The 18,354-nt window shown below is 63.7% G+C and carries 16 protein-coding genes; 4 read left to right on the forward strand and 12 right to left on the reverse strand.

Annotated features, from left to right (window positions below):
* Nucleotides 1-91 precede the first annotated feature (91 nt).
* From ACYVM5_RS18960 to ACYVM5_RS18980, 5 genes are all read right to left on the reverse strand, one after another.
* Nucleotides 92-1,072, reverse strand: a complete 981-nt coding sequence (locus tag ACYVM5_RS18960) for an acyl-ACP desaturase (protein WP_460619661.1) — start codon at nucleotides 1,070-1,072, stop codon at nucleotides 92-94.
* Between the two features lie 145 nt (nucleotides 1,073-1,217).
* Nucleotides 1,218-2,987, reverse strand: coding sequence for a hypothetical protein (locus ACYVM5_RS18965; protein WP_460619662.1), 1,770 nt, complete (start codon nucleotides 2,985-2,987; stop codon nucleotides 1,218-1,220).
* A 29-nt stretch (nucleotides 2,988-3,016) separates the two neighbouring features.
* Nucleotides 3,017-3,970, reverse strand: coding sequence for a glycosyltransferase family 2 protein (locus ACYVM5_RS18970; protein WP_460619663.1), 954 nt, complete (start codon nucleotides 3,968-3,970; stop codon nucleotides 3,017-3,019).
* A 39-nt stretch (nucleotides 3,971-4,009) separates the two neighbouring features.
* Nucleotides 4,010-5,275 carry an MATE family efflux transporter gene (locus ACYVM5_RS18975; RefSeq protein WP_460619664.1) on the reverse strand — a complete coding sequence of 422 codons (1,266 nt, stop codon included), beginning with the start codon at nucleotides 5,273-5,275 and terminating at the stop codon, nucleotides 4,010-4,012.
* A 204-nt stretch (nucleotides 5,276-5,479) separates the two neighbouring features.
* Nucleotides 5,480-6,457: a hypothetical protein gene (locus tag ACYVM5_RS18980; protein WP_460619665.1), complete on the reverse strand. Its 978-nt coding sequence runs from the start codon at nucleotides 6,455-6,457 to the stop codon at nucleotides 5,480-5,482.
* 191 nt (nucleotides 6,458-6,648) lie between these two features.
* Between ACYVM5_RS18980 and corA the strand changes: the two genes are divergently transcribed.
* A complete protein-coding gene (gene corA, locus ACYVM5_RS18985) occupies nucleotides 6,649-7,854 on the forward strand; it encodes a magnesium and cobalt transport protein CorA (RefSeq protein WP_460619666.1) in 1,206 nt (401 codons plus the stop codon).
* 56 nt (nucleotides 7,855-7,910) lie between these two features.
* Here the strand turns inward: corA and ACYVM5_RS18990 are convergent, their stop codons facing one another.
* From ACYVM5_RS18990 to ACYVM5_RS19000, 3 genes are all read right to left on the reverse strand, one after another.
* Nucleotides 7,911-8,099, reverse strand: coding sequence for a hypothetical protein (locus ACYVM5_RS18990; RefSeq protein WP_460619667.1), 189 nt, complete (start codon nucleotides 8,097-8,099; stop codon nucleotides 7,911-7,913).
* Nucleotides 8,100-8,248: 149 nt separating this feature from the next.
* The gene (locus ACYVM5_RS18995; protein ID WP_460619668.1) at nucleotides 8,249-9,292 is read right to left on the reverse strand and encodes an AAA family ATPase; all 1,044 of its coding nucleotides are present in this window, start codon (nucleotides 9,290-9,292) and stop codon (nucleotides 8,249-8,251) included.
* Between the two features lie 115 nt (nucleotides 9,293-9,407).
* Complete coding sequence (locus ACYVM5_RS19000; RefSeq protein WP_460619669.1) at nucleotides 9,408-12,185, reverse strand: hypothetical protein; 2,778 nt, start codon at nucleotides 12,183-12,185, stop codon at nucleotides 9,408-9,410.
* Between the two features lie 134 nt (nucleotides 12,186-12,319).
* On the opposite strand from ACYVM5_RS19000, the gene ACYVM5_RS19005 reads away from it, so the two are divergent.
* Both ACYVM5_RS19005 and ACYVM5_RS19010 read left to right on the forward strand, forming a co-directional pair.
* Nucleotides 12,320-12,913: a hypothetical protein gene (locus ACYVM5_RS19005; RefSeq protein WP_460619670.1), complete on the forward strand. Its 594-nt coding sequence runs from the start codon at nucleotides 12,320-12,322 to the stop codon at nucleotides 12,911-12,913.
* A 53-nt stretch (nucleotides 12,914-12,966) separates the two neighbouring features.
* The gene (locus ACYVM5_RS19010; protein ID WP_460619671.1) at nucleotides 12,967-13,497 is read left to right on the forward strand and encodes a hypothetical protein; all 531 of its coding nucleotides are present in this window, start codon (nucleotides 12,967-12,969) and stop codon (nucleotides 13,495-13,497) included.
* A gap of 6 nt (nucleotides 13,498-13,503) precedes the next feature.
* Here ACYVM5_RS19010 and ACYVM5_RS19015 read toward each other — a convergent pair whose 3' ends face one another.
* Nucleotides 13,504-14,067, reverse strand: a complete 564-nt coding sequence (locus ACYVM5_RS19015; protein WP_460619672.1) for a hypothetical protein — start codon at nucleotides 14,065-14,067, stop codon at nucleotides 13,504-13,506.
* A gap of 77 nt (nucleotides 14,068-14,144) precedes the next feature.
* Between ACYVM5_RS19015 and ACYVM5_RS19020 the strand changes: the two genes are divergently transcribed.
* Entirely contained in the window at nucleotides 14,145-15,623 is a 1,479-nt protein-coding gene (locus ACYVM5_RS19020; RefSeq protein WP_460619673.1) for an APC family permease, read from the forward strand.
* An 89-nt stretch (nucleotides 15,624-15,712) separates the two neighbouring features.
* Here the strand turns inward: ACYVM5_RS19020 and ACYVM5_RS19025 are convergent, their stop codons facing one another.
* From ACYVM5_RS19025 to ACYVM5_RS19035, 3 genes are all read right to left on the reverse strand, one after another.
* Nucleotides 15,713-16,423 carry a peptidase associated/transthyretin-like domain-containing protein gene (locus ACYVM5_RS19025; protein ID WP_460619674.1) on the reverse strand — a complete coding sequence of 237 codons (711 nt, stop codon included), beginning with the start codon at nucleotides 16,421-16,423 and terminating at the stop codon, nucleotides 15,713-15,715.
* A gap of 297 nt (nucleotides 16,424-16,720) precedes the next feature.
* A complete protein-coding gene (locus ACYVM5_RS19030; RefSeq protein ID WP_460619675.1) occupies nucleotides 16,721-17,152 on the reverse strand; it encodes a hypothetical protein in 432 nt (143 codons plus the stop codon).
* A 73-nt stretch (nucleotides 17,153-17,225) separates the two neighbouring features.
* On the reverse strand, nucleotides 17,226-18,017 hold the full coding sequence (locus ACYVM5_RS19035; protein ID WP_460619676.1) for a DUF547 domain-containing protein: 792 nt from the start codon (nucleotides 18,015-18,017) through the stop codon (nucleotides 17,226-17,228).
* Between the last annotated feature and the right edge of the window lie 337 nt (nucleotides 18,018-18,354).

Consider the following 18,354-nt stretch of genomic DNA (forward strand, 5'->3'; position numbering starts at 1 on the left):
TAGGTGCGCACCACCAGCGACCATAAAAAAACACCCCTACTGGCACACGGCCGGCAGGGGTGTTTCCTGATTAAATACGGTGGCTACCGCACTACGAAATCCACTTGAACTTGTACTCCAGCTTGGGCACGGGCATGCGGTCGGACACGCGGCGCAGGCGGTTGGGCAGGGCCATCACGTAGTCGCGGGCCTTCTCGGCCTCGCCGGTGAGGTCCTTGAGGTGCTCGATGTCCCAGTCGGCGATGAGCGAGTCTAAGATGTCGGTGTAGTCGTTGCTGGTGTACACGCCCAGGCGCTGAGCAGCATCGGTGAAGTGGCCGAACGTTTTGCCCATTTCCACGCCCATTTCGCGCATGTAGTGGGCCGGCATCACAATCTTTTTCTTCATCATGTCGGCGAAAGCCAGCATCATTTCCGAGGGGTCGTACTTAAAAATCTCGCTCACGAAGGCCTTGTACACGCGGGCGTGGCGGTTTTCGTCGCCGGCAATCATGCCGCAGATTTTGGAGAGCTGGTCGTCGCCGGCGGTGCGGGCCAGCTGGCCCACGCGGCGGTGCGAGATGTTGGTGGCCTGCTCCTGGTAGCTCGTGTAGACGAAGGCGCGGTAGGGGTCGTTGGCCGTGCCGAGGTCGAAGGCGTCGTTGATGAGGTACTGGGTGCTCACCTCAAACTCGCGCATGTTCACGCGGCCTGAGAGGTACAAATAGCGGTTGAGAAGGTCGCCGTGGCGGTTTTCCTCGGCCGTCCAGCCCCGAATCCACTCGGCCCAGCCGTTGTTGCGGTCGCGGTTGATGTTGTCGAGCTCGTGAAACCAGGCTTCGTAGTTGGGCAGGGCCTCTTCGGTGATGGTGTCGCCGATGAGGACGGCCAGCAGGTCGTAGCTGAGGCTGCCGGCTTTTTCGCGCAGCTCTTTTACTTCGTCAAAAAAGGTGTCGCGGCGCGAGTCGGGCAGGAAATCGGCGGGTTGCCAGCTGTCTTCCACGCTTTTGAGGAAGGTGCTCATGTTCGACTTCACGAAGCTTTCCATCTGCTGCAGGACTTCGCCGCGGGTAATCGATATGGAGGTTTGCATAGAAATAAGGCGAAAAAAGCGTGAGGGGTGAATGAAGAAACGCTTTTCGCGCAACAAAGGTCTGCCCGAACCGTAGGGGGCCGGGTATAAGATTATGGCATTGGGCCCCGGTGCGGGGCATAAAAGCGCATTTTAAGCGGCAGAATTACCGGTCAGCCGGCTTCTGAATATGGTAGCGCCACACTGCGGAATCGGTTCCGTAACTGGTTGGGAGCGGCCCCTGCCACAGCTGCACCCGTGGCCCACCGAGGCGGAAGCGGCGGTTGAGCCACTGCGCCGTTTCGGGCGTGAGCACCCACAGGGCCTCGGCCTCCGAGCCGTACGTGCCCAGCTCAGCCAGTTGGCGCAGGCACTCGGTTTGGTCGGAGGTGCCGGTGAGGGCACGGCGCAGTTCGGCCTGGGACGCATCGTGCGAGGACCAACCGGTGAGCAGTAGCACGGGCTGACGGCCAAGCCCGTAGGCCCGATAAGGCGAGAGGCTTTTCAGGAGGTCGTTGGTGCCGGCCAGGATGCGGACGCGGCGGGCTTCCTGCACGGCAATAATATCCAAAGCGCTTTCGTGCTGGCGCTGCTCCCGACTAAGAATTTGGTGGCGATGCCAGGTTTTGGCGGCGTAGAGGGTGGTGATTATCAAGAGGCCGGCGATGGCACCCACGCGAGGTAAGGCACCGGAGCCCGCCCACGGCAGCCCCTCGCCAGAAGCGTGAGGCGCAGGCCGATAGAGACTTGCCGCTGCTGGTGCAGCTTCAGTTTCTTCGGCTGCTTGAGCGTCGCCTGATACGCGGTTTCCGGAAGCTGCGTCAGCATTTTTCAGCCAGAAAACCAGATTGGTTAGCATCCAAAAATCGAGCAGCGGCAGCGCCAGCCGGGGCGGCAGCTTGAACAAGCCAGCCAGTAGTATCAGCCCGCCAGCAAACCCAAGCTGCACCAGCCAGAACCAGTAGTAACGGTCCCGACGGCGCGCTATAATTATGGCGGTGGCCGCCAGCGCCAGCAACAGCGGAAAGTAGTCGCGCCCAAGCAGCAAGAGTCGCTGGCGCAGCTTGGCAGGCACTTCGTGGGCCAGAAAATCTGCCGAATCAAAGTGGTAGGCGCGTTGAATCAGGCTTTCATTTACCACCGTGGAGTCGCCCAGCAGCCACAGGCCAATGGCGGCGGTGCCGAGGCTGTCGGCCGGGGTACGCGGCTGTGGGCGAAGCTGGTCGAAATCCAGTATGCGGCTGAAGGCGGCATCGCGGCGCTGGGCGCGGGCTTCGTCCGGCGTTTGCTGCCAGTGGAGAATGCCGGTGGCGAGCAGCAGGCCGAGCGCCGCGATGCCCAGCACCGGAAATGCGCGCCGCCAGCTTCCCGCCAGCCAGATGGCCGCAGGCACGGCTGCGGCCGCTCCCAGCGTGGCGAGGCTGGGCCTAATCAGCCACGCCGCGCCCAGCGCCAGCAGCCCGATTAGCAGTGTCCCACGCCGGCCGGGCCGCTGGGCCGCAAACAGCACGCCCGCGCCCGCCAGCAGCAGCGCCACCCGCCCGTGGCTGAACCACAGCCAGTGCTCCAGCCAGACCAGCCCAAAAAACAGCGTCAGCACCAGCGCCAATGGCCCCGGCCGCAGGTAGGGCCGCAGCAATTTGTCCAGCACCGCGAAGGTGAGCACCGTGGCCGCTGCCAGCAGGGCGCCAAGTAGCAGCCCCAGCCACGGCACGCCGGGCGCAACGGAGTAGGCAGCAGCTAGCAGATGTCCGTAGCCGTGCAGAAACAGCGGCACCGATACCACCGGCTTCAGCGCCAATACGCCGCTGAAAAGCCAGGCCAGCGTGGTATCGTCGTTGGTTTCGTAGTAGCTGCCCAGGCCCAGCACCGTGGCCGCGCTCAGGGCCAGGGGCAGCAGCACGGTACGCACACGGGAAGCCGAAAACCAGTTCATGGGCGCAAGAACGGGACTGCGGGCGGGTTTCAGCCCAGCGGCAGGTGGGCCAGCTGGCCCAGCAGGTGGTCGAGCGTGGTGGCATGGCCGGTCTGGCGTAGCAATGCGTAGAGGGCGCGGCCCTGGGCGGCGTGGCGGTGGCGCAGGGCTTTGCGCAGCTCCCAGCGCAGGCGGGTGGCCAAGGCGGCGCGCTCGGCGTAGGTGCGGGCCAGGTCGAGGGCTTTGTCGCAGACGCGAATGGTGGAGGCCAGGTAAGGGTCGTGGCGCTGGTAGGCTTTGGCGCTCATGCTGCGCGGGTGCTTGCGCTTGCGGGTCGTCACTGCGTCGAGGTACTGAAACTGCCAGTCGCGGCTGGCGCGCACCCAGAAATCAAAGTCTTCGTAAGCCAGGGTTTCGTCGTAGCCACCCAGGCTTTCGAGGCAGGCGCGGCGCATCATCATGGTGGGCGTGCTGATGAAATAGCGTCGCAGCACCTCGGCAAAAACCCAGCCGCTGGCGGGCGCGGGCTGCACCTGCCCGGGGCCATCGGGCCGGTGGTGCAGGCCCAGGGAGTGGCTGGCTTCGTCAATCAGCTCGCAGTTGGAATACACCACGCCCACTTCCGGCGCGGCGGCCCGAAACTGAGCCACCTGCTGCGCCACCCGCGTCGGCAGCAGCACGTCATCGGTGGCGAAATCAATCACAAATTCGCCTTGGCTCTGAAAAAAAGCCGTATTGAAGGCGCGGCAGTTGCCCATGTTTTCGGGCAGCAGCAGCAGGTGCCAGGCAGGGTGCCGGGCCGCGTATTCACGCAGGATTTTGGGGCTGCCATCGGTGCTGGCATCGTCCACGAGCCATACTTCCAGGTGCGGGTAGGTTTGGGCCAGAATGGAATCCAGCGCCTCGCGCAGGAACGGCGCGTGGTTATGGCACAGCGCCACGATGGTGACAATGGGCGCTTCGTTCGATGAAGAAGGAGGAATGAGGAATGAGGAATTGGGCATGAAAAAGCCAGTAGCAAGCGGAAGCACAAGATTAATTCCTCATTCTTCATTCCTCATTAAATGCCAGGCCCCGCACACAACCAGCAGCAGCCCATACCGCGCCGCGTGCGCCCACACCGCCCCGGCCAGCCCCAGGCGCGGCAGCAGCACCGCCAGCAGCACCGCAAACACCGCCGCCGAGCCCGCCTGCACGGCCACGTAAGGTCCGGTGCGCGCCCGGGCCGTGAGCTGGAAAATGAACAGCCAGCTCAGCAGCTTGGCCCAGTCGCCGAGCAGCTGCGGAGCCAGAAACTCCCGCGCCCCCAGCAGCCGGGGCGCAAACAGCAGCGGCAGCAGCCAGTCGCGGCACACGAATAGCAAGCCCAGGCCCACGGCCAGCACCGGGGCCAGCAGCATCAGTACGCCGCGCAGGTAGCGCCGCGCCGCCAGCGGCTGGCCCGCCAGCGCCGCCAGCCGGGGGTAGAACACGCTGCTCATCACCGCCCCGAATACCATGGTGTAGTTATCCGAGAGCTTGGCCACGGCCTGCCACAAATCGGTGCGGGACGGGCCGAAGGTGGCCAGCAGGTAGTTGCGCAGCACGTAGTCTACGGCCTTGCCGAAAAGCAGGGTGCTCACCGCCATCAGCAGGAACTGGCTGAGCCGCCGCAGCGCCTGCCGGCTCACGGGCGCGGCCGGCCGCAGGTGTTGCAGCAGCCCAGCCCGCGCCGCCAGCCCCAGCGCCGGTAGCAGCGTGAGGCCCTGCGCCACCAGATACGCCAGTAGCACCACCCGCAACGGCCAGCCGCCCAGCAGCGTGGCCGCTGTGGCGGCAGTACCCAGCACCGCCAGCAGCACCGTGAGGCCAATGTAGGCCCGCAGCCTGCCCGCAGCCAGCAGCGCACTGCCCAGCATGGCCTGCCCGGTAATCAGCCCGATGCCCAGCATGAATACCGCCAGGCTACCCCACCCCCAGCCCAGCAGGCCCCGCGCGGCCAGCACGGCAGCCCCGGCCAGCAGCGCCGCCGCGTTCAGCGCAGTGGCCGCGCCCAGCCAGGCGTGGTAGCGCGGGCTGCCCGGCCGCAGGGGCGCGAGGTATTTCACCAGGCCCACCTGCACACCGTCGTAAGGCAGCGTAGTCAGCATGGCCATCAGGTTCTGGAACTGGGCCAGCAGGGTGAGGCCGCCGGCCGGCGCATACGTGGCAAACAGCTTGTTAACGATGAGCGAGCCCGCCGCCCGCGCCGCTACCGCCACGCCCGTGCCCAGCGAGCCCCGCACAAAGTGCCGAATAGAAGATTTGAAGGGGGAGGTGGTAGTGGGCATGAAAGGACAAAGAACGGAAACTCCCCTCCTTGGCAAGGAGGGGATGCCAGCGTGAAGCGCTGGCTGGGGTGGTTGTAGGCGTTGGGCAGCATTGCACAGGAGTGGTGGTCATTGTTGTTCAACGCCCATACCCCCCGTCCGCGGCCGCGCCTCGAACATCCCCTCCTTGGTAAGGAGGGGAGTTTTCGTTCTGCTTTTCTCCCCTTACAGCTCCCGCTCCCAGCTCAGCCGCAGCCCCGCCACGCCTCCCAGATGCCGCTTGAACCGCAACAGCGAGGCATTTGGGCCGGAATCAAGTGTAGAAGTACCTAAATCGAGTACGGCCATGCCGCTGGCCCGGGCAAAGGCGTGCAGGCCCTCATTCAGCAGCACCACCGGGCTAAAGGGATTACAGCGCAGCGGGCTGGCCGGGTAGAAATTATACAGGACCTGCTTATCAACCTGAATGGCTACCGTGAGGGCCGCCCACTCGCCATCGGCCTGGCGCACCGAGAACAGGAAATGCTCCTTTGGGAAGCGCCGAAACAGTTCCTGCACCCGCGCCAGGGGCAGCGACAGCGCCTGCCCCCGCTCCTGCCGGCAAGCTTGAATAAATTCATAAGCCGCCGGCAGCAGAAACGGCGGCTCCTGCTCGAAGTGCAGGCCAGCGCGGCGGCACTTGTGCAGCCGGCGGCGCTCCGAAGGGTGCAGGTGGGCTTCGTAGTCGCGGGCGGGGTCGAGGTGATAGTTCTGCTCGGCCAGGGCCACGGGGTAGCCGCGCTGGCGCAGGGCTTCGGCTAGGGTAGCGGCTCCGGCGGGGTCGTAGGCGAAGGGGTAGCCGCGCAGGGCCAGCCGGCGCACGCCACGCTGGCTCAGCGCGGTTTCGGCCGCGTCCAGCAGCTGGTGCAGGGCGGATAGCGGCAGGCCCGCAGCTAATTGAATGCCGCCGAAAGGAGCTTGGGCGGGGCTGCGCGCCTCCCCGGCCGCCGGGCCCAGGGCGATATGCAGCTGCGCCACGGTGTGGCCGGCGGCGGGGTCTTCGAGGTAAAAGCTGAGCACCGGGCCGGCCGACTCCTGCAAGGCCTGGTGGGCGGGCCGCAAATACAGAAAGGACTCGAAGGCCAGCGGCAGGCGGGGCTCGGCCGGGCCAAGAGTGCCGTTTTCGGCTTCGACTACCGTCAGCACCGCCGCGCCCGCCTTCATTGCAACCAGGGAATCCGTACTTTTCAACGCTTAATCGTGTGGCTTTCCCGGCAAAGTACGGTACAGATTGAGTGCCCGCCGCCGGGGCCGCCCGCTGCGTACCTCGCCTCATCGGCCCAAAGAAGGCATCTTCATCCTATCGCCACACGTAAGGGCCGAATTGCGCCTCGCTTTCGTCCCCGTCCCGCTGCATGAATCCCCTCAGCTCCAATCCGCAGGCCACCCCCTACCGCTCGCCGGCTCTCACCGAGCCCGCCGGGGCGGCCCCGTACACCATCACCGACCGGGAGGCCACCCGGCAGGCCCGCGAGCAGCAGGTGGGGCAGCGCCCCGGCACGCTCAACATTCGCCCCGGGGCGCTCAAGCCACGCCTGTTTCTGATGTCGTACAACGACGAGGTTTTTACCGAAGCCGAGTACACCGACCGCTACGACGACCTGCTCAACGAGCTGCGCCAGCACCCCGAGCTCAAGCACTGGATTGACGTGCGCGGCTATGGCGACCTGGCCCTGATTGAGCGCATGATGCAGGAATTCGGCCTGCACCCGCTGCAAATGGAGGACGTGCTGAACGACTACCAGCGGGCCAAAATCGACGTTTTCGACGACAATCGCCTCTTCATGGTGTCGCGCATGACCGATTTCACCCGCGACCTGGAAATCGACGATGACCAGCTTTCCATCTTCACCGGCCCGAACTACGTGCTCACGTTTCAGGACGACTACGACGACTGCCTCGACTCCCTGCGCACCCGCATCCGGGCTAATTTCAGCACCCTGCGCCGCCACCCGGTGCTGTACCTGGCCTACGCCCTCACCGATGTAGTGCTCGACCACTACTACCCCACCATGGCCGCCATCGGCGACTACATCGAGGACCTGGAGGAGGCCATTTTCGCCGACAAGCGCCCGCGCCGCCTGCTCAATCGCATCCTTCGCATCAAAAAAGACGTGGTGCGCTTCCGGAGATTGGTGTACCCTGAGCGCGATAAAATCGCAGAAATCCTGCGCCTGCCCGAGGAAATCATGCCCGAAACCCTCAAAATCTTCTACCGCGACGCCTACGACCACGCCATCCAGGCCCTGGACCTGGCCGAGAGCTACCGCGACAACATCTCCTCCCTCACCGACCTCTACCTCTCCGAGCAGGGCAACCGCATGAACGAAGTAATGAAGGTGCTCACCATCATCAGCACCATTTTCATCCCCCTGAGTTTCGTGGTGGGCCTCTACGGCATGAACTTCCAGCACGTGGATGAGCACGGCCACCTGCTGCCCCGCAACATGCCCGAGCTTTACAGCCCCTGGGGCTACCCCATGGTGCTTTTCGTTATGGGAATGGTGGTGGCTACACAGCTCTTTTACTTCTACCGCAAGGGCTGGCTGACCAACCGGTAGGGCAGCTTGGCTCGTTTCTGGCTGAGTAGCAGCAACCAGAAACGAGCGGCCGGCAACTATTCCTGCACCGGGTTCCCGGATGGGTTGGATTTGCGGGGCTGATGCGTGCCTTCGTGGGGCAAATGATGCTCCTGGTCCGGCCCGATGTGAATGTCGCTGCCGCCGGCATAGGGCGGGTCGGTTAGCAATGGCTTCGGGGCGGACGGCGGGATTTGTGCGGCGTCTTTTTCGGGGGGTTCCGACATGAGGATGGTTGATTAGAGTCGGCTGGAAGTAGCCTGACGAAAGGGTTTTGCCGGTGGCTTGCCCAAGACGGTGCCGCGCTACCTTTTCGATGCTGTAAGGTAATGAGAATGCAGGAGCTTAGGCTTTGGCAGCTCCCCCACCTAGTAATTTACCCTGCCCCTATCACACTTCGCACCTGCGCCACCCGCTCTTCCACCGTGCCCTCCACCAGCGTGTAAGGAATGTTGAAGTAGTCCAGCTGCATCAGTATCATGCCGTGCTGGAAGCTGCGCAACGCCTCGGGGCCGCGCCAGCCATCCTGCTCGAAGGGCACGGTGGGCGCGCACACGAAGGTGTGGGCGTAGCGCTGCCCGCACACGGCCGCCATGGCTTGCAGGGCCGGGTCGCAGCGGTGGAAATAGTAGTAGGAATACAGCGCCGTGGTGGCTGCGTTGGTGTCGCAAAACAGTACGCCGTGGGCCTGGGCGGCGGCTTCGTCCTCCAACTCGGCGTGGCGACGGGCAATGTAAAGCAGGTCCTCGTAGTCGAGGTTGCCGTTTTTCTGCTCGTGCAGGGTGCGGCCGTATTCGGGCACCCACACCGTGCCGCAGGCCTCGGCCAGCGCCGCGCACAGCGTCGACTTGCCGCTGCTTTCGGCTCCCAGAAAAACGACCCGGGGTACCTCTGCGGGCGGCACCACGACCAGCTGGGCCGCCACCAGCGGATGCAGGTAGCGGGCATAAGCCACCGGATTATTACGTACCAGCGTGCCCGATACGGGCACCTGCGCCCGGGCCGCATCCACGCTCACATGGGCCACGCCCAGGTGCTCAGCGAAGCCCGGCCCGTAGTCCTCGCTGGTGAATACCACATCCACCACCAGGCCCTGCCGGGCCAGCCACTGCCGCACAAACTCGCGGTGCGTGTAGTCGTCGGCCGCATCGGGTGGCACACCGTCGGCCTCGGCTGTGAGGGCGAATATGCGCAGCAGCGTATTCCCGAAACGCGGCCCGTCGGCCAGATTATCGCCCCGGTACAGTTCGCGCAGCCACTGAGCCCGCACGGCTGCGGGCATGGTTTCGGAGTCCGGGTTGGCGTATACCAGCACCAACACTTCAGTCGCCTGGGCGGCGGCAGTTTCCAGTAGCAGCTGGTGGCCCCGGTGCGGCGGCCAGAACTTGCCGACCACGAGGCCGGTGCGGAGTGAGGTCATGGATAGTCAGGAAGCCAGTTGGCACGATGTAGAGATGTAGAGATGCATATCTGCGTCTCAGCGTTGAACGACAATCGTTGAAACAGCGCGGACGCTGAGACGCAAATATGCGTCTCTACTGCAGCACCTTCAGTTCCGTGCGGCGCAGCTCGCGGCCCACAATACGCACTAGTTGATACGCATCTGTGGTGGCGTCGTAGCTCAGGCCCACGCCGGTACCAGTGCTGGGCAGCGGCGCATCGCCCAGCAGCTTGCCCTTGCCGTTGTAGAGCGACACCTGCCCCGGGCCGGGCTCCGTGATGGCCACGATGCGCCGGCCGTTGCCGAAGTCGAAGAGTTGCACCGGCTTGTCGCCCGAGGTTAAAAAGCGCTGGGTGAGCAGCGGAGCCGCCTGATTGGGCAGGTACACATCAAGCTGGTTGCCATCTTCCCGGGTGACGACGAAGCTGCGCCCCCGCGCATCGGGCACCAGGTGAAAGCGGGCGGTACGGCTCCAGGTAGCCACCCGGCGGCGGGTCAGGATGTCGCCGCTTAGGGTGAAAGTCAGTAGCTCACCGTGCTGGTTCACGGCCATGAGGTGGGTGCGGCCCAGGGTGCTGCCGGGCTGCACAAGAAGGTTGCCGGCCAGACGCGCCCCCAGGCTCAGCGGAAAGCCGGGAAACAGGTTGCCCTGCCCATCGAAGGCGTACACGTAGCCGTTCTGGAGCGGGGCCACCACCACGTCGCGCCCGCTCACGCTGAGCAGCGCGGGCTCGCCGGCCAGCGGGAAATCGAGCCGCTTGGGCTGCCAGCCAGGAAAGAGGTGGCCCTTGGCATCAAGCAAAATCAGGTCGTTGCCGGCGGTGCGGGCCAGCAGGCGGGCGGGTGCGTCGGGGCCGGCGGGGGCAGCAAGCAGCGCGGCCACGCGCACGGTATCGGGCAGGTTGAAGGGAAAGGGCAGCACGGCGCTGCCATCGTTGGCCAGCAGGTGCAGGCGGTGGCCGGCCCCCAGCAGCAGGCCGCCCGGCACCCCGCCGCCACTGGGCAACAGCGCCTGACCCACGGCCGGGCCGGCCAGCGTATCAGACCACAGCACCGCATTATCGGCACTCACGAAATGCAAGACATTAGCCGAATCCTGCACCACCACGGCCGGAATACGGGTGCCCAGCGCGGGCAATACGGTAGGCATTCCCACCAGCTCGTGCTTGAAATCCAGCACCCGGCCGTTGGCCGCCGCGCCGCCGGCCTGCGCCGTGGCGGGGCCCAGGTCGGGGTGGCGCAGCAGCAGCTGGGTGTAGTATTGGGCATCGGGCGCGGTTTCATTCTCGGGCGGCACCAGCTGGAAGGCGAACTGCGGAAAGCGCTTGAACAGGGCTTCGTTGCGCAGCAGGCCGGCCCGGCGGTCTTCGGTGAGCACGCCCAGCAGGGCGTTCCAGCTGTTGCGCGTGTCCACGAAAATGCTGAGGCGGGCGCGGGGCAGCGTTTCCTGCAGGAAGGACACCTGGCTCGGAGTCTGGGCCCAGGTGCGGCCGGCCACCACATCGGCCAGGTAGCCGTTCAGGGTCAGCTCATCGGAAAGCACCAGGTAATTGCCCACCAGCACGCCCGCGTTGGCCGTCACCTCCACCGCGCCGGGGCGGGCGGGGGACAGCAGCGGCCCCAGCACCGCCGCTTCCGAGAAGCCAACGGGGTGAATCTCATACGGCCCCACTTTGGTAAACGCGGGCGAGTTGCCTTCGATGCGGCGCAGGCGCGCCAGCCACTGGGCGGTGCGCGCCGGCACCGGGCAGCGCACAAACGCCAGCCGCCCCGGCCGGCTGCCCGCCGCCACCGCCGCCAGGTAGCCAATGGCCATCTCGCCTCCAAACGTGGCCCGCAGGCTATCCAACGCGGCGTTGCGCTCCAGCGAATCAACCAACGGCGTACCGGGCCGGGGTCGTACCCGGTAGGGCCAGGTGCGGGCCGGCTGGGCCGCCAGGTGCAGCAGCATGGCCGTGCGTGTGCTTATAAATTCACTGATAGCCAGCGGCTGCGCGGGCTGCCCCCTCAAGCGCTGCTGGAGCGTGCCCCGGGCCGTTTCGGGGTTCGAAAATCCCTGGAGCTGCATCCGGCTGCCATCCAGCTTCACCCCCAGCAGGCCCTGCGAAACCAGCCCGGTGAGTTGGTCGAACTGCCCGTGGACATCGCGCCGAAACAGCACGTCGAGAAACTGCGGCAGCCGGCGGTAGTTAATCAGCAGCGAACCATCCACACCGCGCAGCTTCAGCAAATCGGTGGTGCCGAAGCTGGCCAGCACGGTGGGCGCATCGGGGTGGGCCAGGCGGCGCACGGCGGCTTCCACCAGGTTGGCATTGGTGCTGATGAGGAGGTGGTTGCGGTAGTTAAAAACGGTGATGCCCAGCTCGGTGCGCTGCTCGGTGAGGACGGTCAGCTCCTGGTCTTCGTAGTCGCGGGTGGTGAGGCGGTAGCGCGGGTCGCGCCCCAGGGTTTCGAGGAGGCTGCGCACCTGCCGGTACTCGCTCACGCGGCCCAGCGGCACCTGGTACAGCACGTCGAACTCGCCCGGCCCCGTGACGTGCACGGAGGTAATCACCAGCTTCCGGCCCAGCAGGTTGAGCACGGCGTTGCGGCGGCGGGCGTTGCCGCCGGCCAGGCTGTCGGCCAGGGCCAGGTGGCCCGCCGCCTGCTGGAAGTAGCGCACGGCCGTGAGGTTGTCCCACAGCTCGGTTTCCTGCAGGTGGCGCACCAGCGCGGGGTGGTCGTGGGTGCTCAGGACCAGCACCGCATCGTCGGGCACCAGGGCGTAGGGGTCGACGGGCACGGCCGCCAGCGTGCGCCGGTAGTAGACGTACGTGGCCAGCGTGAGCAGCAACAGCAGCGCGGTAAATAACGCCAGAAGCTTTCGGGACATGCAGGGGACGCGGATGACGGGCGACGAAAGTACGGCGGGATGCGGGTTGGCGGATAAGCGGCCGCGCATCGGCTTGGTTTGGAACACCTCGCGCCGCGTATCTTTCTGCATGAATACCACTCCCCTGTTTCGCAATGAATAACTGGCCCGCTGCATTCACTGGCGCTGCCGCCCGGGTTCTGGGCGGGCTCACGCTGCTGGCCCTGCCGGCCTGCTTCCAGCTGCGCGAGCCCGAACCCTCGGCCACGGCCAGCGAGTGGATTCAGCCTACCCAGATTGATATTCTGCTGGCCAACTTCACCACTGCCGTGCAAAACGTGAATGTGGGCAACTACGAGCGCACCTTCACCGGCCCCGATTACCGCTTCGCGCCCGACCCCACCAGCGCCGGCTCCTCGCCCGCCCTGTTTGCCAACTGGAGCGTGCCCGAGGAAACGACTTACTTCAGCAGCCTGCGCCGCCGCACGGCCACCGGCACCACCAACACCCTCACCCTGAGCGGTCGCCGCGACCAACTCTACACCACAGATTCGGCCGAAGTCTCGGCCCTCTACCAGCTCAAAATCACGCAGCAGGATACCGCCTTCCACGCCGGCATCTTGCAAGGCAACATGCGCCTGCTCCTGCGCCGCCGCAACAACGAGTGGCGCATTGTGGCCTGGCGCGACCAGCGCACCACCCCCGGCCTGTGCTGGACAGATTTGAAGAAATACTTCAGCTCGCACTAAGCTTTTCGCGGCGCAAAGCTCAACCTTTCCGCCATATTCGTATATTTCGCCTCATGAAATTGCCGTCCCGTTCCACTATCATGCTCTCGGGCATTGTGCTTGTGCTGACGGTGCCCGCGTGCAATCCCTTCGCCCCGGCCCTGGATGAGGTGCCCACCGACCAGAACGAGCTGCTGGGCAACCCCGTGTACGTGCGCGGCTTCTTCGACCGTTTTCGCTCGGCCTACCAGTTGCGCGATTCCACGCTCTACGGCCAGCTGCTCTCGCCCAAGTTCAAGTTCACCTACCGCGACTTCGCTGCCAACCTCGACCGCTCCTGGACCCGCGACGTAGACGCCAACACCACCTACCGCCTCTTCCGTGCCGCCCGCTCCATCAATTTGCAGTGGACGCAGTACCTGCCCAGCTCCGACACGCTGGCTTCTGACACGCTGGCCAGCGTGGAACGCTCCTTCCTGCTCACTATCGAGCAGCGCGACGACGAGCGGTTTTCTGGCACGGGCACGGCCCGGCTGGTACTAGTGCGCAAGAATCGCAACGACCCGTGGCGCATGCGCAGCTGGTACGACCGCAGCGAGTTTTAGCTCAGCCTATTGCCGCTTGCGAAAGGCAACTACCGGCCCGCACCCGCTGCAATAGAAGCCCGCAGCCCCGAAACTACCCGCCGGCCGGCCGTTGTAATCGATATCGACCGTTTTGGCATATCGAAAGCACTCGCCCTCGGATGATGGGCCATAGACCACGCGCACCCGAATGGTGTCGGTGTCAGCCGGGTTGAGCCGCAGAAAATACGTGGTGGTAAAATTGCCGCCAGCCGCTGGCATGCCGTAGTCATTGCCCAGCGAGAACCCACTCCAAACGATGCTCTTGTCGGCTTGTAAAAGCGCGGTATAGCTGGGGTTTAGCTTGTTCAGCGTATCCAGCGAAAAGGCTCTTGGGGCCGCCAGCCATTCGAGCCCCGTGCGGTCATCAAGAATGTGAAAGCGCAGGCTGGCGCTCGGTTGCGCATTGCCACAGTTCAATTTTTCCTTCGTGCAGCTGCCTACGGCCATTACAATAGCGCAGCAGGACAGCATCGCAACCGAAAAACGGCAGGCTGATTGGTAAGGCATCGCGTTGAAACCGGGTACCTGGCCAGCAGAAAACCAGCCCATTGTCCCCACCCAAAGCTAAGCGCCCGCCTGCAGTTTCCGGCCATCCGTCTATCTTCCCGGCTTCATTAACCGTTTATATGACCGAATCTCAACCCGACCAACCGCATTTCAAGCGGGCCATCAATCTTTTCGACGCCATTATGCTGGTCACCGGCAGCATGATAGGCTCGGGCATCTTCATCGTTTCGGCCGACATTGCGCGGCAGGTGGGCAGCGCGGGCTGGCTGCTGGTGGTGTGGCTGCTCACCGGTTTCATCACCATGGCCGGGGCCATTAGCTACGGCGAGCTGGCCAGCATGTTCCCCAAAGTAGGCGGCCAGTACGTGTACCTGCGCGAAGCCTTCGGCCGCCTCACCGCCTTCCTCTATGGCTGGACGCTCTTTCTGGTGATTCAAACCGGCGTAATCGCGGCCGTGGCCGTGGCCTTCGCCAAGTTTACGGGCGTGCTCCTGCCCTACTTCAGCGTAAAAAACGTGCTGTTCCATGCCGGTAGCTTCGAGTTCAGCAGCGTGCAATTGCTGGCCATTGCGCTTATCATCGGCATCACCGCCCTCAATGCGCAGGGCGTACGCACCGGCAAGCTCATCCAGAACGTGCTGGGCAGCACCAAGCTTATCGCCCTGGCCTTGCTCATCATCTTCGGCGTGGCGCTGGGGCTGAACCACGAGGCCATCGCCGCCAACTTTGCCGACCTCTGGACGGCCACCCGCTACCCCGCCCCTGGCGTGAGCGCCGCGCCGCTGCCCATCAGCGGCTATTCGCTGGTCATCGCCATCGGCATGGCCATGACGGGCTCGCTCTTCTCCTCCGATTCGTGGAACAACATCGGCTTCGCGGGCGAGGAAATCCAGAATCCTGAGCGGACGCTGGTGCGCAGTATGGCCATCGGCACGGCCATCGTCACGGCCCTCTACATCCTCATCAACATCGTGTACCTGCTGGTGTTGCCCCTGCACGGCGCCCCCGAAGCCGCCACGCTGGCCGGCCGCGGCATCCAGTACGCCACCGACGACCGGGTGGCCACGGCCGTGGCCGAATCAGTCCTCGGCAAAGCCGGCGCTTATGTCATGGCTGTGCTCATCATGCTCAGCACGTTTGGGGCGAATAACGGCATCATTCTCAGCGGGTCCCGCGCCTATTTTGCTATGGCGAAGGACGGACTTTTCTTCCCCGGCTTGGCCCAGTTGAACGGGGCCGGTGTGCCCGGCCGCGCTCTGTGGGCCCAGTGCCTGTGGGCTTGCCTGCTCTGCCTCAGCGGTTCCTATGGCCAACTTCTCAACTACGTGATGTTCGCCGTGATTCTGTTCTACGTCGTCACCATCATCGGCATTTTCGTGCTGCGCCGCACCCGGCCAGAGGCTCCGCGCCCCTACCGCGCCTGGGGCTACCCGCTGGTGCCCGGCCTTTACGTGGTGCTGGCCAGCGCCTTCTGCATCATCCTGCTCATCGCCCCCGATACCGCCGAATTCTCGCGCCGGGGCTTGGGCCTGGTGGCGCTGGGCCTGCCGGTGTACTTCCTGTTCGGCCGCCGCTTCGGGGGCAAAGCCGAGGCATAACTGCCAAATATTCAACGCAAAAAAAGGCCTCCCGGTGTGGGAGGCCTTTTTTATTTACCATTAATTCCCTGTCGCCGATGCTCGAAAACTTAGCGGCGCTTGCGGCTGGCTTTGGCACGAGGCGTGAGCGTCACGTTCACGGGCTTGCTGCCGCTGTTGCGTACTTCCTCGTCGTCGTAGCCGCCGTAGCCGTAGATGAGGGTATTGTCGCCGCTGGGTACTTCCAGCGTGTAGTTGCCGTTGGCGTCGGTGCTGGTGCCTTTGCTGCTGCCTTTCAGCAGCACAGTGGCGCCTACCAGCGGCCGGCCGTTCTCGTCCTCAATCTTGCCCGACATGGTGACGGTGGTGGGCGCAGCGGGTTCGGGGGCAGCCACTGGCGCGGGAGCCGGCGCGGCTTCCACGGGAGCAGGCGCGGCGGCCGCTACGGCCGGGGCAGCCGCCGGAGCGGCAGCTGTAGCAGCATTAGCCGTGGGTTTCACCACCGTTTTGGTGGTGGTTTTGGCAGCGGCTTCTTCGGCAGCGGCCGGAGCGGCTTTGAGGCCGGCGGCAATGCTATCCGCCGAAGTGGGGGCCGTGGCCGTCACGGCCGCATCATCGAGCATGAAGCTGGGCGTGACGGAAGCCAGGCCGGTACCGCCGCCTTTGGGCAGGGCCACGTAGGCCAGCACCAGCGCCAGAATCACGCCCACCAGAATGTAGGTCAACTTGTTGTTGCCACCCGACACAACATCCTCATCCTGAGCATCCAGGTTCGGATTGTAAGGCTCGTTTTCAACCTTGGGTAGATTTTCTGAATTCATCGTTAAAAAAGTAATGGGTGGGTTAATACTTGCGCAGAATTTATTTGTTGGCCAAAGCCACCTATCCAAATAGGCTGCGCAAGTTAAGCTTTTGCGGCGTTATCTCCCTCGGCAAACCTTTTTTTTGATTCGACAAATTCGAGCCTCCAGGGCAATACCATTGCTTGGTGCCCACTTTGCCTCTAGCGCGCTGGGGGCTAGGGCAATAAGAAAGCCGGGCCGGAGCCGCCGGACCGTAGTCGCAGCAGGCTCCGGCCCGGCCGGGGCCGGTTCTGGCCCTGAAATGCAGTTAAGTGCTTACTCGCTGTCAGGCGTTTCGCCGTCGTTGGCCGGCTTTGCGGGGCCACTGGGGGCTTTCTCGCCAAACTTCTGCTCCCGGGTGCGCAGGTTGTGGTCAAGCTCAATGCTGCCTTCGGCTTCAAAACCCGGCCCCTGGGCCTGCTCGCCGGCATTGGTGTGGTCGTTGCCGCCCTGGGGGCTGGTTTCGGAGCCGCCAATGTGCAGGTTCTCGAGCTGGTCTTTCTGGTTGCTGCGCTGGGTGTAGCCGTTGGCGCCTACGTTGCGCAAGGCCGTGGGGTCGCCGCTGGCCTTGTTGTTGCTTTGGTCCTGCTGGTATTCTTTTTCTTTTTCCAGCTTCTCGTTTTTTGCAACGCCTTTGTTTTCAATGATATTGGCGTGCTCGCCTTCGTTGGGGTCGGTGCCGTCGCCGGAGATGTTATCGGGTATCATAAGCGGGGAAGTCTGAGGATGAAGTGTCTCCGGCTTACGCAGGCCCCGGCAATGCGTTACGCCCGGCGCAGGCTTATTTGCTGGCCATGGTTGCGGAGTCGGGGTGCTTCTGGTCGTTCAGGTTCCAATTGTAAGGGTAATATTCAACCACATACCAAGTGGGAATGCGGCCGTTTTTGCGGAACTGGTTGACGTACATCACCCCGGTTTTGCCGCTGGTGCTGAAGTCGCTTTCGTACCACTGGAAAATTTCCGGCAGCCGCACGATTTTCTTCGCGTCGTCTACTTGCACGTAGTTGGAGTCGAGCAGGGCAAACCGGGCCTGGTTGTTCAGCTGCACAAACAGGTCTTTGCCTGCGTAGGCAGCGCGGTTCAAGCGGGGGCAGCTGTTGGTGCCGCACACCAGGGCGAAGTGCAGGCGCGGGTCGTCGTAGATTTTACGGAGCTTGTCGGTCTCAATTTGGTCAAGGGTCAGCATTTCGCGCCCAACGCGCATCCGGCCCCGGTTGAAAAAGCCGGGCATGTCCTGGACCGAGGTGAGCGGGTAGTTTTTCACTATTTCGCCAATTACCAGAATGTTATAGGCATTCAGGTAGAAGGCGTACTGGTCGGCTGCCTCGGCTTTGGTCACATCAAAATCAGCAATGCTGCTCAGCAGCGCGTCCAGCATTTCGGGGTTGCGTTGCAGGGTTTCGTAGCTAACCTTGCCTTCCTTGTTCACAAATTTTTGCAGGAAAGCGGTGGTCTGTACCGTGATGGACGCGGCTGTGAGCGGCTCATTTTCGCTGGCCACCGCCTTTCCGCCTAAAACCAGAACCAGCAGCACAGCCCAAAATGTCCCGAAGATGGGGCAGGTAGATTTCATGATACAGTAAGCTGAACAAGTGTTTACAGACCCGAAACTTACTGCCGCGCAGGGGCATCAGTTTTACACTTTTTCAACATTCCCATTTTGAAACAGTCCGTTTTTTCTATTTCTGGCATTCCGCGTTGAATCGCGGGTTGAGTGGCATTTCATTCCAAAAAATAGTCTGACATTTCCAGACGCAGCCAGGCATTTCAATCAGTTTGATGGTAGAAATCCGCACTTTCTGATTACAAAATACCGGGCTGCACCTGCGTTCGGCGGAGCCAGCCGGAGGCGGCGCGTAGTGGCTTGGCGTTTCTGCAATCACGGTGCGGCCGGCCAGCCTTGTCGCTAC

Source organism: Hymenobacter ruber, from assembly GCF_054783255.1.